This is a genomic window from Nonomuraea sp. NPDC050022, from assembly GCF_044460705.1.
Lineage (GTDB): Bacteria > Actinomycetota > Actinomycetes > Streptosporangiales > Streptosporangiaceae > Nonomuraea.
This window is the reverse complement of the sequence record NZ_JBITKE010000009.1, coordinates 359,513-374,202: the sequence shown is the minus strand read 5'-3', so window position 1 is coordinate 374,202 and position 14,690 is coordinate 359,513. Positions and strand designations below refer to the sequence as shown.

Annotated in this window: 16 protein-coding genes and 1 tRNA gene; 7 read left to right on the top strand and 10 right to left on the bottom strand. The window is 69.3% G+C overall.

All coding sequences use genetic code 11. The features are described 5' to 3' along the window. Window positions 1–55: 55 nt before the first annotated feature. The 7 genes from ACIBO2_RS36900 to ACIBO2_RS36870 all read right to left on the bottom strand — a co-directional run bounded on the left by ACIBO2_RS36900 (window position 56) and on the right by ACIBO2_RS36870 (window position 3,135). Window positions 56–127: transfer RNA gene (locus ACIBO2_RS36900), tRNA-Val, on the bottom strand. A 17-nt stretch (window positions 128–144) separates the two neighbouring features. Then, entirely contained in the window at window positions 145–1,086 is a 942-nt protein-coding gene (locus ACIBO2_RS36895) for an ROK family protein (protein WP_397303253.1), read from the bottom strand. A 66-nt stretch (window positions 1,087–1,152) separates the two neighbouring features. After that, entirely contained in the window at window positions 1,153–1,479 is a 327-nt protein-coding gene (locus ACIBO2_RS36890; RefSeq protein ID WP_357940388.1) for a hypothetical protein, read from the bottom strand. An 11-nt stretch (window positions 1,480–1,490) separates the two neighbouring features. Continuing rightward, window positions 1,491–1,952 carry a peroxiredoxin gene (locus tag ACIBO2_RS36885; protein WP_358545058.1) on the bottom strand — a complete coding sequence of 154 codons (462 nt, stop codon included), beginning with the start codon at window positions 1,950–1,952 and terminating at the stop codon, window positions 1,491–1,493. Window positions 1,953–1,989: 37 nt separating this feature from the next. Beyond that, window positions 1,990–2,418 carry a DUF3052 domain-containing protein gene (locus ACIBO2_RS36880; protein ID WP_357940384.1) on the bottom strand — a complete coding sequence of 143 codons (429 nt, stop codon included), beginning with the start codon at window positions 2,416–2,418 and terminating at the stop codon, window positions 1,990–1,992. 117 nt (window positions 2,419–2,535) lie between these two features. Beyond that, a complete protein-coding gene (locus ACIBO2_RS36875; protein WP_357940382.1) occupies window positions 2,536–2,943 on the bottom strand; it encodes a secondary thiamine-phosphate synthase enzyme YjbQ in 408 nt (135 codons plus the stop codon). A 9-nt stretch (window positions 2,944–2,952) separates the two neighbouring features. Then, window positions 2,953–3,135: a DUF1918 domain-containing protein gene (locus ACIBO2_RS36870; RefSeq protein WP_357940380.1), complete on the bottom strand. Its 183-nt coding sequence runs from the start codon at window positions 3,133–3,135 to the stop codon at window positions 2,953–2,955. A 500-nt stretch (window positions 3,136–3,635) separates the two neighbouring features. On the opposite strand from ACIBO2_RS36870, the gene aceE reads away from it, so the two are divergent. The 3 genes from aceE (at window position 3,636) to ACIBO2_RS36855 (ending at window position 8,792) form a co-directional block, all read left to right on the top strand. Beyond that, complete coding sequence (gene aceE / locus ACIBO2_RS36865; protein WP_358545056.1) at window positions 3,636–6,383, top strand: pyruvate dehydrogenase (acetyl-transferring), homodimeric type; 2,748 nt, start codon at window positions 3,636–3,638, stop codon at window positions 6,381–6,383. 147 nt (window positions 6,384–6,530) lie between these two features. After that, window positions 6,531–8,033: an alpha/beta hydrolase gene (locus ACIBO2_RS36860; RefSeq protein WP_397302994.1), complete on the top strand. Its 1,503-nt coding sequence runs from the start codon at window positions 6,531–6,533 to the stop codon at window positions 8,031–8,033. A gap of 15 nt (window positions 8,034–8,048) precedes the next feature. Further along, window positions 8,049–8,792 carry a maleylpyruvate isomerase family mycothiol-dependent enzyme gene (locus ACIBO2_RS36855; protein WP_358545052.1) on the top strand — a complete coding sequence of 248 codons (744 nt, stop codon included), beginning with the start codon at window positions 8,049–8,051 and terminating at the stop codon, window positions 8,790–8,792. 164 nt (window positions 8,793–8,956) lie between these two features. Here the strand turns inward: ACIBO2_RS36855 and ACIBO2_RS36850 are convergent, their stop codons facing one another. The 3 genes from ACIBO2_RS36850 to ACIBO2_RS36840 form a co-directional block, all read right to left on the bottom strand. Beyond that, the gene (locus tag ACIBO2_RS36850) at window positions 8,957–9,316 is read right to left on the bottom strand and encodes a VOC family protein (RefSeq protein ID WP_358545051.1); all 360 of its coding nucleotides are present in this window, start codon (window positions 9,314–9,316) and stop codon (window positions 8,957–8,959) included. A gap of 77 nt (window positions 9,317–9,393) precedes the next feature. Beyond that, the gene (locus ACIBO2_RS36845) at window positions 9,394–10,122 is read right to left on the bottom strand and encodes a YafY family protein (protein ID WP_358545049.1); all 729 of its coding nucleotides are present in this window, start codon (window positions 10,120–10,122) and stop codon (window positions 9,394–9,396) included. A gap of 126 nt (window positions 10,123–10,248) precedes the next feature. Beyond that, entirely contained in the window at window positions 10,249–11,268 is a 1,020-nt protein-coding gene (locus ACIBO2_RS36840; protein ID WP_397302990.1) for a PHP domain-containing protein, read from the bottom strand. Window positions 11,269–11,370: 102 nt separating this feature from the next. Here ACIBO2_RS36840 and ACIBO2_RS36835 point away from each other — a divergent pair, with 102 nt between their 5' ends. The 4 genes from ACIBO2_RS36835 (at window position 11,371) to ACIBO2_RS36820 (ending at window position 14,642) form a co-directional block, all read left to right on the top strand. Beyond that, the gene (locus ACIBO2_RS36835; protein ID WP_357940365.1) at window positions 11,371–11,784 is read left to right on the top strand and encodes a hypothetical protein; all 414 of its coding nucleotides are present in this window, start codon (window positions 11,371–11,373) and stop codon (window positions 11,782–11,784) included. Window positions 11,785–11,786: 2 nt separating this feature from the next. Beyond that, window positions 11,787–12,935 carry a glutathionylspermidine synthase family protein gene (locus tag ACIBO2_RS36830; RefSeq protein WP_358545045.1) on the top strand — a complete coding sequence of 383 codons (1,149 nt, stop codon included), beginning with the start codon at window positions 11,787–11,789 and terminating at the stop codon, window positions 12,933–12,935. Next, window positions 12,932–13,363: a DUF350 domain-containing protein gene (locus tag ACIBO2_RS36825; protein WP_225289003.1), complete on the top strand. Its 432-nt coding sequence runs from the start codon at window positions 12,932–12,934 to the stop codon at window positions 13,361–13,363. Before ACIBO2_RS36830 ends, ACIBO2_RS36825 begins: the two co-directional genes overlap by 4 nt. A gap of 154 nt (window positions 13,364–13,517) precedes the next feature. Beyond that, window positions 13,518–14,642 carry a helix-turn-helix domain-containing protein gene (locus ACIBO2_RS36820; protein WP_358545310.1) on the top strand — a complete coding sequence of 375 codons (1,125 nt, stop codon included), beginning with the start codon at window positions 13,518–13,520 and terminating at the stop codon, window positions 14,640–14,642. Window positions 14,643–14,690 lie beyond the last annotated feature (48 nt).

The window sequence follows — 14,690 nt, the reverse complement described above, 5'->3', positions numbered from 1 at the left end:
TCACTTAGTCACTCAGACGCCGTTTTCAAGATCAGAGATAAAATGTTTACGCAGGTGGGCGGTACTGGGTTCGAACCAGTGACCCCTCGCTTGTAAGGCGAGTGCTCTACCGCTGAGCTAACCGCCCCTGATCGGCACTACACCTTACGACACCAACGGCTCCGATCGCACATCCATTACCCACCCGGCCCCCAGGTCCTCCCGGCCGGCCGCGCGCCAGCCCAGCAAGGCCGCCCCCAGCATTCCCGCGTCGACGCCCAAAGCGGCCGGCAAGAGGGGTGGGGCGTCTCGGAAGGCGAGGCGTTTGACGAGGCGGGTGCGGACGGGGTCGAAGAGGGCCGGGCCCGCCTCGGCCAGGCCGCCGCCCAGGACGATCATGGAGGGGTCCAGGAGCAGCGTGTACGTGGCCAGGGCCAGCGAGAGGGCCTCTACCGCCTCGTCCCACACCTCTACGGCCAAGGGGTCGTCCGAGGAGACCACCTGTTCGGCGCGGATGTCCTCCAGGCCGGAGCGGAGGCTGTAGCGCCGGCCGACCGAGGCCGCCGACGCGTACGTCTCCAGGCAGCCGAACTGGCCGCACGCGCACTGCTCGCCGTCCGGGAAGACCGGGATGTGGCCGATCTCGCCGCCCCAGCCGGAGGAGCCGCCATAGGGCTCGCCGTGGACGATCATGGCGCCGGCGATGCCCGTGCCGATGGGCAGGAAGAGGAAGTCGGGTACGCCGCGCCCCGCGCCGAGGACGCTTTCCGCCAGGCCCCCGGTACGTACGTCGTGGCCGAGCATGACCGGCACATCGAGTGCGGTGAAGTCGGAGGCCTGGACGTCACGCCAGCCGAGGTTCGCCGCGTAGACGGCCACGTCCTCGGACACCAGCCCAGGCACGGCCAGGCCGACGCCTGCCGGGATGCCGTCGCCGGAGGCGGCCAGGTGGCTGATGAACTCCCGGATGGCGGCTACGACGGCCTCCGGGCCCTCCGCGCGGGGGGTCGGGCAACGCTCGCTCAGCAGAACCGCGCCGGACTCGCTGACCAGGCCGCCCTTCATGGACGTGCCACCGACGTCGAGCGCCACCACGAACGAACTCATTGCAGACACGCAGGAGACGATAGCGCAGCTCAGCGAATGTCCGGATAAAGGCGAGACGCTCCCAGGTCAGGCCCGGCCGAGTACCCGGTTCAGCGCCGCCTCGACCTCGGCCGACAGGCCCGGCGGGGCGCCTGAGCCCGCCATCGCGTCCGACCCCACGAACGCGTCCGCCCGCGCCTGCCGCACGGCCCCGCAGCCCCTGCACTCCACCTCGCCCAGCCGGCAGATCAGCGCCGTGGACCCGCACGTGCCGCAGGCGTCGAGGTCGAGGTCGTGCAGCAGTTGACAGTCCGGGCAGATGAGCACCTGCGTCTCGCGGCGTACCCCCCGCTTCCACGGGCTGGCGCCACGGACGGGGTCCGTCTGCCGGGCCCCGCAGCGGTAGCAGGGCATCGTTTCCTCCGTTAAGAAATGTCGGCGAGTGCCTTGACGTAATCGGCGACGTCACGTGCCTGGCTGGTCGGATTGACCACCGACCACCGGATCACGCCCCCGCCGTCGATGATGAAGGTCCCCCGCAGAGAAACCCCCTTCTCGTCGTCGAACACACCGTACGCCCGCGCGACCTGTCCATGTGGCCAGAAATCGGAGAGCAACGGGAACGCGTAACCCTCCACGTCCGCCCAGGCGCGATGGGTGAACATGGAGTCGACCGAGACGGTGAGGAGCTCCGCGTCAGCCAGGGAATCCTGGGCATCGCGCAGCGCCGACAGCTCCCGATGGCACACGCCGCTGAAGGCGAGCGGATAGAAGACCAGCACGACCTTCCTCCCCCGGAAGCCCGACAGCTTCACCGGAGAGCCGTGCTGGTCCCGCAGTTCGAAGTCTGGAGCAAGCGCGCCGACCTCGGCAGGACGTTCGTTCACACACGCCATCCTGCCGTATGGCAGGCGCTCAGACTCCCTAGCGTCGGCCCTTCGGTGAGGCCAGTCTGGTCCCTGACCAGTCAGGCGCGGCGGAGATGCTGCTGGTCTGCGAGAGACCCGCCGTAGTGGCATCCTCCCCGATGTCGCTCGGCTCCACGTGGCCGTCGCGCCCGGCCTTGGGAGTCAGCAGCCAGATCTGGCCGGCGTCGGCGAGTGATCGCATGGCGTTGGTGAGGACGTCGAAGAGATCGCCGTCGCCGTCGCGCCACCACAGCAGCACCACGTCGACTACGTCGTCGGTCTCCTCGTCCAGCAACTCGTTACCGGTCAGGTCCTCGATGGAGTCGCGAAGCTCGTCGTCGACGTCCTCGTCCCAACCGATCTCCTGCACCACCTGACCCGGCTTGAGGCCGAGCCGTTCGGCCAGGCCGCGCTCACTTTGCGCCTGACCCGCGGTCGCGCTCACGTTTATCCCTCCTGCTTGAGTGGCCCCGCATATGCGGTTTATCGCTTCGGGACAGTCCACACGCTGTGACCCTTAGTCGTCAACGGTCGCCACGGGTACGGCCGTAGACGGGCCGCATCAATCCGACAAAAACGACAGGCGTACCTGGCGTTGCGGGTTGTCGACATTAAGGTCGACGATTGCGATGGACTGCCAGGTGCCCAGTGCCAGACGCCCGCCAAGTACGGGGATGGTCGCGTACGGCGGGATGAGCGCGGGCATGACATGTGATCTGCCATGACCGTGCGACCCGTGGGCGTGACGCCACCTGTCGTCGGCCGGGAGCAGATCGCGCAAGGCGGCGACGAGATCGTCATCACTGCCCGACCCCAGCTCGATCAGTGCCACCCCGGCCGTGGCGTGCGGTACGAAGACGTGCAGCAGCCCGTCCTCCCCCAGCGTCCGCACGAAGTCCGCGCAGTCCGAGGTGATGTCGTGCACCGTCTCCCGTGAACCCGTGGCCACGGAGATGATCTGAGATCTCACACACGAATTCTACTTAGGTACGACGACCGCATCAGGGCCGGGAAACACCAGCCCGGTGTGCCCGTCGTCGAACTGCACGATGTACGGGGGCCCACCGTCGGTGCCGTGGATCTCGATGATGATGCCACCGTGATCCCGCTCGCCGACCGTGTTGCCGTGCACCAGCAGCCGGTCGCCTATCGTCGCGTTCATATCTCCAGACTCGTACGGACAGCTCCGTTCGGAAAGAGGGACACACTCCCCCCTCCGCAGGGAGAGGGAGAATCCTGACCGAAACGTTACGCTGCCCGGATGTGACACATCGTGCCACCCGGGCGGCCGACTCTGTCACACTGAAACCGTATCCGCGCTGGTCAAGGCCATGATCGGCGGCCTCTGCCCACCGCCGACAAGACTGGCCAGAGGCTTGCGGCTAGACTCGCGCGGCGCATCGCGCCCTTGGCGGCCCCTTTGGGAGACCCCTACGCCACGCCCGGCGAAATTTCGTAGCTTTTCCGGTCTTGTTAAATTGACGGGCCAAGGTAACCTTGGCCGGGATTCGTCCTACCATCGGTGGTCTAGGCCACTGATCGTGACCCTGCCAGCAGGGACACACTGGTTACCGACCAGTAGAGATGCACTTTCTACGGTAAGCGACCAGGATGGAAGGCGACCTAGACCAGACATCAGTCATCCTCGGAAGGCGAGACCCAGTGGCTTCCGGACGCCAGCGATTCTCGATCATCAGCGACGGCCTACCCAGCCAACTGCCTGATGTCGACCCCAGTGAGACCAACGAGTGGCTCGAGTCCCTCGACAACGTCGTCAAGACGGAGGGCCGCAGCAGAGCTCGCTACTTGATGCTCCGCATGCTGGAGCGCGCCCGCGAGCACCAGGTCGGCGTGCCGGGCCTGCGCAGCACCGACTACATCAACACGATCCCGCCGGAGCGCGAGCCCTGGTTCCCCGGCGACGAGCACGTCGAGCGGCGGATCCGCGCCTACATCCGCTGGAACGCCGCGATCATGGTGTCCCGCGCCAACGCGCGCACCAACGTGGGCGGCCACATAGCCACCTACGCCTCGGCCGCCTCGCTCTACGAAGTGGGCTTCAACCACTTCTTCCGCGGCAAGGACCACGGCGAGTCGGGCGACCAGGTCTTCTTCCAGGGCCACGCCGCGCCGGGTATCTACGCCCGCGCCTACCTGGAGGGCCGCCTCAACGAGGCGCAGCTGGACGCGTTCCGGCAGGAGCTCTCGCACGGCTTCCACGGCCTGCCCTCCTACCCGCACCCGCGGCTCATGCCCGACTTCTGGGAGTTCCCCACCGTCTCCATGGGCTTGGGGCCGATCGGGGCGATCTACCAGGCGCGGTTCAACCGCTACCTGCTCAACCGCCAGATCAAGGACACCAGCCGCAGTCACGTATGGGCCTTCCTGGGCGACGGCGAGATGGACGAGCCCGAGTCGCTCGGCGCGATCGGCCTGGCGGCACGTGAGGAGCTCGACAACCTCACGTTCGTCATCAACTGCAACCTGCAGCGGCTCGACGGCCCGGTACGCGGCAACGGCAAGATCATCCAGGAGCTGGAGTCCTACTTCCGCGGCGCCGGCTGGAACGTCATCAAGGTCGTCTGGGGCCGCGACTGGGACCCGCTGCTGGCGGCCGATGTCGACGGCGTGCTGGTCAACCAGATGAACACCACGCCCGACGGCCAGTTCCAGACCTACTCCGTAGAGTCCGGCGGCTACATCCGCGACAACTTCTTCGGCGGCGACCCGCGCCTGCGCAAGATGGTCGAGCACATGTCCGACGACGACATCCGCAAGCTGTCGCGCGGCGGCCACGACTACCGCAAGGTCTACGCGGCGTTCAAGGCGGCCCGTGAGCACGTCGGCCAGCCGACGGTCATCCTGGCCCAGACCATCAAGGGCTGGACGCTCGGCAAGGACTTCGAGGCGCGCAACGCCACGCACCAGATGAAGAAGCTCACCAAGGCCGAGCTCAAGGAGTTCCGCGACCGGCTCTACCTGCCGATCCCCGACTCCGCGCTCGAGGGCGAGCTGCCCCCCTACTTCCACCCGGGCGAGAACGACCCCGAGATCGAGTACATGCGCGAGCGCCGCGCGGCCTTGGGCGGCGTGCTGCCCAAGCGCGTCATGCGCGCCAAGCCCATCAAGCTGCCCGGTGACAACATTTACGAGCAGTTCGGCAAGGGCTCGGGCAAGCAGCAGGTGGCCACCACGATGGCCTTCGTCCGCGTGCTGAAAGACCTGATGCGCGACAAGGAGATCGGCCACCGGTTCGTGCCGATCATCCCCGACGAGGCTCGCACTTTCGGCCTCGACGCGATGTTCCCGACGGCGAAGATCTACTCCCCGCACGGCCAGACGTACGAGGCCGTCGACAGGGAGCTGCTGCTGTCGTACAAGGAGGCCGTCCAGGGCCAGATCCTGCACGAGGGCATCAGCGAGTCGGGTTCGATGGCCTCGGCGATCGCGGCGGGCACGGCCTACGCCACGCACGGCGAGCACATGATCCCGATCTACATCTTCTACTCGATGTTCGGCTGGCAGCGCACCGGCGACCAGATGTGGCAGATGGCCGACCAGATGGGCCGCGGCTTCCTGCTCGGCGCCACGGCCGGCCGCACCACGCTCAACGGCGAGGGTCTGCAGCACGAGGACGGCCACACGCCGCTGATCGCCTCGACGAACCCGGGCGCCCTCTCCTACGACCCCTCGTGGGCCTTCGAGGTCGCGCACATCGTCAAGGACGGCCTGCGCCGGATGTACGGCGAGCAGCCCGAGAACGTCTTCTACTACCTGACCGTCTACAACGAGCCCTACACGCAGCCTCCGCAGCCTGCGGACCTCGACGTGCAGGGCCTGCTCAAGGGCCTCTACCGGTTCGCCGCGGGGCCGCAGACGCAGGGACCGAAGGCCAACATCCTGTCGTCGGGCGTAGCGGGGCCCTGGGCCGTCGAGGCCCAGCGGCTGCTGGCCGAGGACTGGGGCGTGTCGGCCGACCTGTGGTCGGCGACCTCCTGGACCGAGCTGCGCCGCGACGCGCTGGCCTGCGAGGAGCACAACCTGCTCAACCCCGAGGCTGAGCCGCGCGTGCCGTACGTCACCCAGGCCCTCTCCCAGGCCACGGGCCCGTTCGTGGGCGTCAGCGACTACATGAGGGCCGTGCAGGACCAGATCGCGCAGTGGGTGCCGGGTGACTGGTCCTCGCTGGGCACCGACGGGTTCGGCCTGTCCGACACCCGCTCGGCGCTGCGCCGCCACTTCCACGTCGACGCCGCCTCGATCACGCTGGCCGTGCTGACCAGCCTGGTCAAGCGTGGCGAGCTCGACGGCGAGGTGCTGCGCGAGGCGATCGCCCGCTATCACCTCAAGAACGGCGTCACCGAGGCCGGTGGCGCGGAGAGCAACGACACCCAGTCGATGGGCGTCTGAGCGCACAACCTGATGGCGCCCCCGCGGAAGGTCTTCCGCGGGGGCGCCATCGACTTTCAGGAGTGGTACGTGCCGCCTCGCTCCGTTGATATGCACTCGCGTATTGTGGGGAAAACTTCCCCCTGAGATATCGAGGGGGAGATGGACATGCGACGCGTCCTTGCCGTCGTCACACTGGCCGCATCGGCCGCAGCCTGCATGAGCGCGCCGACGAAACCGGCCGTGGATGGGGGCACCGGCGCCGCCCAGCAGATCGCCTGGGGACCGTGCACGGACCTCAAGCGGCCCGACGGGCAGCGACCGGCCAGGCAGGACACCTCGGTGCGGTGCGCCAAGCTGGCGGTGCCCCTCGACTACGCCGAGCCCGGCGGCGACAAGATCGAGATAGCGCTCATCAAGATCCCCGCCACCGACCAGAGCAAGCGGCTGGGCTCACTGGTGTTCAATTTCGGCGGCCCGGGAGGCTCCGGCGTCGACACTCTCGACCAGGCCGCCAAGTCGCTCACCAGCCTGCGCTCCCGCTACGACCTGGTCAGCTTCGACCCGCGCGGCGTGGAGCGGAGCTCGGGAGTGCACTGCGGCGACAGCGCCGAGCTGGACAAGTACATGGCCCTCGACACGCTGCCCGACAACGAGCAGACCCGCGCGGAGGGCGACGCGGCCAACAAGCAGCTGGCCCAGCACTGCGAGAAGGACTCCGGCAAGATCCTGCCGTACGTCGGCACGGTCAACGCCGCCCGCGACATGGACCGGCTGCGCGCCGCGCTGGGCGACGAGAAGCTCAACTTCGTCGGCATGTCGTACGGCACGCAGCTCGGCGCCGTCTATGCCACCAAGTTCCCCCAGCAGGTGGGCCGGATGGTGCTCGACGCCCCGCTCGACCCCACGGTCACCTTCGAGCAGCGCACCCTGGCCCAGACCCGCGGCTTCCAGCACGCCTACCAGAGCTTCCTGAAGTCCTGCGTCAAGGACCGCTGCGAGGTCGGCAAGGACGTGCCGACCGCCGCCGCGAACGTCGACCGGCTGATGAACCAGCTCGCCGCCAAGCCGCTCAAGGTCGGCCAGCGCGACCTCACCCAGGGGCTGGCCTCCACCGGCGTCGCCGCCGCGCTCTACTCCGAGTTCGCCTGGCCGTTCCTGGGCAACGCGCTCGGCGCGGCGCTCAAGGGCCAGGGGCAGGCGCTGATGTACCTGGCCGACTCCTACACCGGCAGGGCGCAGGACGGCACGTACTCCACGCAGATGACCAGCTTCCCGGCCATCACCTGTGCCGACACCTCCGAACGGCCCGACCTGGCCACGCTGCGGCACACCGAGGACGCGGCCGTGAAGATCTCGCCGCTGTTCGGCAGCGAGGGCCCCGGCGGGCTGTGCGCCGTCTGGCCGGTCAAGGGCGACGACGAGGCCAAGCACGTCGACGCGACCGGCTCGGCGCCGATCGTGGTGGTGGGCGGCACGGGCGACCCCGCCACACCGTACGAGTGGGCGCCCAAGCTGACCGCGCAGCTCAAGACGGCCACGCTGGTCACGTTCGAGGGCGAGGGGCACGGCGCGTACCTGTCGGGCAACAAGTGCGTCAAGCGGTTCGTCGACTCCTACCTGCTGGCCGGGAAGATGCCCGAGCGGGGTGCCACCTGCAAGTCGGTCTGATCTAGTCTCGGTCACGTGACGGACTATCCCCGGCTCGTGGAGAGCGAGAGCGCGCGGCTGGCCGAACTGGCCACCGGCGCCGATCCCGGCACCCCGGTGCCGCATTGTCCCGGCTGGACCCTGGCGGACCTGATCACGCACGTCGGCACGCTGCACCGGTGGGTGGTGCACATCGTGGAGACGGGCCGGCAGGAGCCGATCTGGTCCCGCCAGGTGCCCAACGGCCTGGCAGAGGGGCAGCGCGGCGATGCGGCCTGGCTGGGCTCGGGCGCTCGGGAGCTGGTCGCCACGCTGCGCGCGACCGACCCGGACACGCCCGTCTGGACCTGGGGCGGCGACCAGCGCGTGAGCTGGTGGGCCCGCAGGATGCTGTTCGAGCTGGTCGTCCACCGCTGCGACGCCGAGCTCGCGGTGGGCGTGGCGCCCGTCGTGGAGGCACCGGTCGCGATCGACGGGATCGAGGAGTTCCTGGAGGCCCTGCCGCACGCGTTCTGGGTGGCCAAGCGCCTGGCGGCGCTCGACGCGGAGGGGGCCACGATCCACCTCCACGCGAGCGACGCCGACGGCGAATGGACCCTCACCCAGGGCCCGGCTGGCCGGATCAGCTGGGCGCGCGGCCACGCCAAGGGCGACGCCGCCGTTCAGGGCCCGGTGAGCGACCTGCTGCTGATGTTGTACGGCAGGCGCTCGCCGGACGCGCTGACCGTCCACGGCGACCGCGCCTTCCTGGACCGCTGGCTGACGACCGCCGCGCTGTAGTCAAAGGCCGTATCAAGCCGCGGTGATTCACGGTGATGGCCCTGGACGCGCCGCCACTCGGCGGTCGGCGGCGTGTCCAGGGCGGGTGACCGCTCGCCAGAGCGGCTCGCGCGCGTGCCCCGGTCGGCGGGGAAGGTGCCTTCCCGGGTGCACGCCCGGCCAGGTCACCTGCGGTGGAAGACCCCGAAGAGGTTGCCCGAACCGTCCTGGAGATAGGCGAAGTCGGTGCCCGCGCCGTCGTCGATGACCTTCGTGACGACCTTGCCGCCGAGCGACTCGGTCTCGCGGCACTTCTGCTCCACGTCGGCCACCTCCACATGGAAGATCGCGTGGGCGGGGAACTCGCCCTTGGTGTTGTAGAGGCCGCCTCCGGGCTGCTCACGCCCCGGATAGCCGATCGTCCGGTAGTCGATCGGGCCACCGTCGGAAGCCCCGAACGTCCAGCCGAACAGCCCGCCATAGAACCGCTGGGCACCTTCGGGGTCGTCGGTCGCGACCTCGAACCAGGTAACCGTGTTGTCCATCGTCGTCTCCCTGTTTTCTCGAACAAGACAACGATCTAACGCGTGGGCGACAACCCTATGTCGGTGTTTTCGAATGATTAATCGAGCACCGCGCCGTGCACGAACATGTCCGGGATGTCGGTGGAGAACCTCTCCAGCGGCCGGTCGGGACAGCGCTCGGCGATCAGCGAGGCCGAGGCGATCCGGTCGAGGCGGAAGACCCGTACGTCATCGCGCAGGCGGCACCACGCCACGAGATACCAGAAACCACCGCGACCGCCCAGGAACACCCCGGGCTCGACGTCGCGCGAGGTCAGCGCCCCCTTAGCGTCGGCGTAGTCGATCCTGAGCACGCGCCGCCGCTGCAGGGCCTCCTCGATCGCCCGGGAGATGCCCTCGCCGCCCAGTGGCTGGATCTCGGTGCCCGGCTCGGCGGCCGGGGTGACCATCCGCACCCGGCGCGCCAGCTCCCTGGCCAGCTCGCCCTCCCGTCCCGGCATGGCCGCGACCACCTTGCGCAGCGCGCTGCGCGCCTGCCTGCCGAACGGCTGGTCACCCGCCCGGCTCAGCGCCACGGCGATGGCGACCGCCTCGGCGGGGGTGAAGTTGAGCGGGGGTAACGACATCTTCTTGTCGATCGCGTAACCGCCCTTGCGCCCCGGTTGGGCGTAGATCGGCACGCCTGACTCCTGTAGCGCGATGATGTCGCGCTCGATCGTGCGGGCACTGACCTCGAACCGCTTGGCCAGCTCGCGGGCCGAACGGCAGCGTGGCGAGATCGCGCGCAGGTCCTCGACGAGCGCGTAGAGCCGGTCGGTACGGTTCACACTCGTGACGTTACGCCGCGCCACCGACAATCGCGGGTCGCAAACCCCTTACCAGGCAGGCGATCCCGGTTCAAGCGTGACACGCCAGCACATGACACCCCAGCACATGGCACGCCGGCAGAGGGTTCAAGCGTGGCGCGCCAGCAGATCGGCGAGCGGCCAGGTGTTGACGATCCGCGCCGCCTCGATGCCGCACTGGGCCGCGCGCTCGCAGCCATGGCGCTGCCAGTCGAGCTGGCCGGGCGCGTGCGCGTCGGAGTCGATCGCGAAGTCACAGCCCATCTCGTAGGCCAGCCGCAGCAGCCGTTTCGGCGGATCGAGCCGGTCGGGCCGTGAGTTGATCTCGACCGCCACCCCGAACCGGCGGCACGCCTCGAAGACCAGCTCGGCGTCGAAGTCCGACTCCGGCCGCACCCGGCCCCGCCGGCCGCCCGCCTGCACGACCCGCCCCGTGCAGTGGCCGAGCACGTCGACGTGCGGGTTCGAGATCGCCGTCACCATCCTGCGCGTCATCTCATGACCGCTCATCCGCAGCTTGGAGTGCACGCTGGCCACCACCACGTCGAGCCGTTCCAGCAGCTCGGGCTCCTGGTCCAGGGTGCCGTCCACGTTGATGTCGACCTCGACACCGGTCAGGATCCTGAACGGCGCCAACCGCTCGTTGAGCCGTTCGACCTGGTCGAGCTGCCTCTTGAGCCGGTCGGCCGACAGGCCGTTGGCCACGGTCAGGCGGGGCGAGTGGTCGGTCAGCGCCCAGTACGCGTGGCCGAGCGCCTCGGCCGCCTCGGCCATCTCCTCGATCGGTGAGCCGCCGTCGGACCAGTCCGAGTGGCTGTGCAGGTCGCCCTTGAGCGCCGCCTTGAGCGCCGCGGTCTCGTCGTCGAGGTCGGCGCCCTCGGTGGCGCGCATCCTGCGCAGGTACGTGGGCACGTCGCCGTCCAGCGCCTCGGTGATCGCCAGTGCGGTGACCTTGCCGATGCCCGGCAGATCGGTCAGGCCGCCGACCCGCGCCAGGCGTACCAGCTCGTCGGGGGGCAGGTCGGTGACGACGGCGGCGGCGTTGCGGAAGGCCCGCACGCGGTAGGTGGGCTCGCCGGCCCGTTCGAGCAGGTAGGCGATCTCGCGCAGCGCCTCGACGGGTGTCATGTGTTGATACGTACCCAAGCCGATGGCAAGCGGCCGGTGGTAGGCATTGAAGCGTTACGACGTGCGGCTATAGGCTGTTCGGCCAACGAAAGCAGGAGCTTGATGGGTTACTCGCCGCCCGCGCCGCCTCCGATGCCGGAGGCCCCCAAGCGGTCGAAGGCGTCGAAGGTGGTCACGCTGTCCGTCCTCGGCATCGTGTCCGTTCTCTTGGTGGGCTACTGCTCGGCCCAGAACGACGACGACGTGACGGCCGACTGCGTCGACATGAACAACCAGCTGAGCGACGGCTCGTACGAGGTCGTCGACGAGTCCCTCTGCGACGATGACGACGACGGCACCTCCCACTTCTACGGCGGCTCACGCGGCGCCTACCACTGGTACTACGGCGGCACCCGGATCGGCACGCGCGTCCGCGCCGGCACCAGCTACCGCCCCTCCGACGTGAACATCTCCAGCCGCAAAGGCCGCGACATCCAGCGCGGCGGCTTCGGCAGCCACTGGAGCGGCGGCGGCTGACGGTGCGGCGCGAACACGGCACTCCCCGGGACGGCTGGGAGAAGACGATCGAGAGCCATGGGCTGGCCTATCACCGGGCCGCCCATCCGGAAGGGCTCACCCGGCCCTACTGGGACGAGTCCATCCACTACGTCTTCTCCATGGAGGAGGTGGAGGGGCTGGAGGAGCAGGTCGAGGAGCTCCACGAGATGTGCCTGCACGCCGTCGAGCACGTGGTCTCGACCGGCCGCTACGCGGACTTCGCCATCCCCGACTGGGCCCACGAGGACGTGGCGCGCTCCTGGGAGCGGCGCGACTCGCACCTGTACGCCCGCTTCGACCTGCGCTACGACGGCACAGGCCCGGCCAAACTGCTGGAGTACAACGCCGACACGCCCACCTCGCTGGTCGAGTCGTCGGTGGCGCAGTGGTTCTGGCTCAAGGACGTCCACCCCGCGGACGACCAGTGGAACTCCATCCACGAGCGGCTCGTGGACCGCTGGCGGGAGCTGACCCTGCCCGCGGGGCCCGTCCACTTCGCCTGGACGAACATGGACGAGACCGGCGAGGAGGCGATGACCCTGGCCTACCTCCAGGAGACCGCCGAGCAGGCCGGGCTGGGCACGGTCGCCGTCGCCATGGAGGACATCGGCTGGGACGCGCTCAACCGCCGCTTCGTCGACGTCGAGGAGCGGATGATCCGCTCGGCGTTCAAGCTCTACCCGTGGGAGTGGATGCTGGCCGACCCGTTCGGGCGGCACGCCGTCCGGCACGCGACCTGGATCGAGCCGCTGTGGAAGACGCTGCTGTCGAACAAGGCGCTGCTGGCCGTCCTCTGGGAGCTCTATCCAGGCCACCCCAACCTGCTGCCCGCCTACCTCGACGGCCCCCGTGACCTGGACTCCTACATCGCCAAGCCGCTCCTGGGCAGGGAGGGCGCGTCGATGCGCATCGTCACGCCGGACGGCACCCAGGAGACGCCCGGCTCCTACGGCCAGGAGGGCTACGTCTACCAGGGGTTCGACGCCCTGCCCGACTTCGAAGGCGAGCGGCCGGTGCTCGGCGCCTGGGTGATCGCCGACGAGGCCGCCGGAATGGGTATCAGGGAGACTACTGGCCTGATCACCGACGACACCTCTTCCTTCGTCCCTCACCGAATCGAGCACCCATGACCCTGCTGGAAACCCTCGCCCGCGGCGCGGGCGCCATCGCCGCCTACGCCGCCGTGGGCGTCGTGCTGCTCATCGTCGGCTTCTACGTGATCGACCTCGCCACGCCGGGCAAGCTGAGCTCGGTCATCCGCACCGAGCGCAACCCCAACGCCACGCTGCTGGCCACCTCGGCGCTGGCCGCGGTGGGCCTGATCGTCGCGGCCTCCATCTGGTCCTCGGGCGGCCGGCTCACCGAGGGCCTGGCGGGCACGGTGGTCTTCGGGCTGGTCGGCATCGTGGTGCAGACCGTCGCCATGCTCGTCTTCGACAAGCTGGTCGGCATCTCGGTACGCGACCTGGTCAAGGAGCCCGAGCTGCAGCCGGGCGCCCGGCTGCTCGCCGTCACCCACGTCGCCATCGGGCTCATCACCGCCGTCGCGGTCATCTGACCCAGACCCCGCTCCCGTCGCGGTCATCTGCCCCACGCCGTGAGTCAGATGACCGCGACCAGGCTCGCGTCGCGGCCATCTGACTCCACCTGGCACTCTAGGAGGCGTGACAGATCGGACCCGGGAGGACACCACCCGCAGGCTGGAGCGGGCCATGGGCTCGCTCGGCACCGCGGCCATGGCGCGCATGGACGATCAGCTGCCGTGGTTCCGCGCCCTCAGCGCCGAGGACCGCTCCTGGGTGGGACTCGTGGCGCAGGCCGGCATCGCCGCGTTCGTGGAGTGGTTCCAGCACGCGGGCGAGAACCGGCCCACGCCCAGCATCGAGTTCTTCGGCACCGCGCCACGTGAGCTGAAGCGGTCGATCTCCCTGCAGCAGACCGTCGACATCGTCAGGGTCGTGGTGGAGGTCGTCGAGGCGCAGACCGACGAGCTGGCCGCGCCGGGCGGCGAGGACCAGCTGGAGCAGGCCATGCTCCGCTACACCCGCGACGTGGCCTTCGCCGCCGCCCACGTCTACGCCCGCGAGGCGGAGGCCAGAGGCTCGTGGGACGCCCGGCTGGAGGCGCTGATCGTCGACGCCCTGGTGCGCGGCGAGGTCGACGACGGGCTGCACTCCTGGGCCGCCGCGCTGGGCTGGACCTCCTCCCCTGTCGTCGTGATCGCCGGCCGTGCCCCTGAGGGCGATCCGCGCGCGGTGATCGACGGGCTGCGCGAGAAGGGCCGCCGGATCGGCATGGACCTGCTGGCCGGCGTGCAGGCCGACCGGCTGATCGTGATCGTGGGCGGCGCCGACAGCGTGGACGCCGCCGCCAAGCAGGTCGTGGCCCGCTTCGGGGAGGGGTCGATCGTCATCGGCCCGGAGGTGCCCGACCTGCACGCCGCCGCCAGATCGGCCAAGGCGGCGCTGGCCGGGCTGAAGGCGTCGTCCGGCTGGCCCGACGCGCCCCGCCCGGTGCACGCCGACGACCTGCTCGCCGAGCGGGCGCTCGACGGTGACGACGACGCCAGGGAGCAGCTCATCGAGAGCGTCTATCTCCCGCTGGCCGGCACCCCGCTGCTCGATACGCTGGCCACGTACCTGGAGCAGGGCACCTCGCTGGAGGCCACCGCCCGGCTGCTGTTCGTCCACCCCAACACCGTGCGCTACCGGCTCAAGAAGATCACCGAGCTGACCGGCTACCAGCCGACCGAAGGCAGGTCGGCCTTCACCTTGCAGGTGGGGCTGATTCTCGGCAGGCTTTCGGAGAGCGCTGCCACCTGGCGCGCCCTAACGTAATAACCCCGAAACCCCCACTGTAGGGTTCCTACAAAACCCCTGGGACGA

Coding starts and splice junctions, on each gene's coding strand:
- ACIBO2_RS36890 (WP_357940388.1), bottom strand. CDS start 1,479: ATGCCCTGCTACCGCTGCGGGGCCCGGCAGACGGACCCCGTCCGTGGC.
- ACIBO2_RS36835 (WP_357940365.1), top strand. CDS start 11,371: ATGGGTTACTCGCCGCCCGCGCCGCCTCCGATGCCGGAGGCCCCCAAG.
- ACIBO2_RS36820 (WP_358545310.1), top strand. CDS start 13,518: ATGGGCTCGCTCGGCACCGCGGCCATGGCGCGCATGGACGATCAGCTG.
- ACIBO2_RS36860 (WP_397302994.1), top strand. CDS start 6,531: ATGCGACGCGTCCTTGCCGTCGTCACACTGGCCGCATCGGCCGCAGCC.
- ACIBO2_RS36840 (WP_397302990.1), bottom strand. CDS start 11,268: ATGACACCCGTCGAGGCGCTGCGCGAGATCGCCTACCTGCTCGAACGG.
- ACIBO2_RS36895 (WP_397303253.1), bottom strand. CDS start 1,086: ATGAGTTCGTTCGTGGTGGCGCTCGACGTCGGTGGCACGTCCATGAAG.
- ACIBO2_RS36825 (WP_225289003.1), top strand. CDS start 12,932: ATGACCCTGCTGGAAACCCTCGCCCGCGGCGCGGGCGCCATCGCCGCC.
- ACIBO2_RS36870 (WP_357940380.1), bottom strand. CDS start 3,135: ATGAACGCGACGATAGGCGACCGGCTGCTGGTGCACGGCAACACGGTC.
- ACIBO2_RS36850 (WP_358545051.1), bottom strand. CDS start 9,316: ATGGACAACACGGTTACCTGGTTCGAGGTCGCGACCGACGACCCCGAA.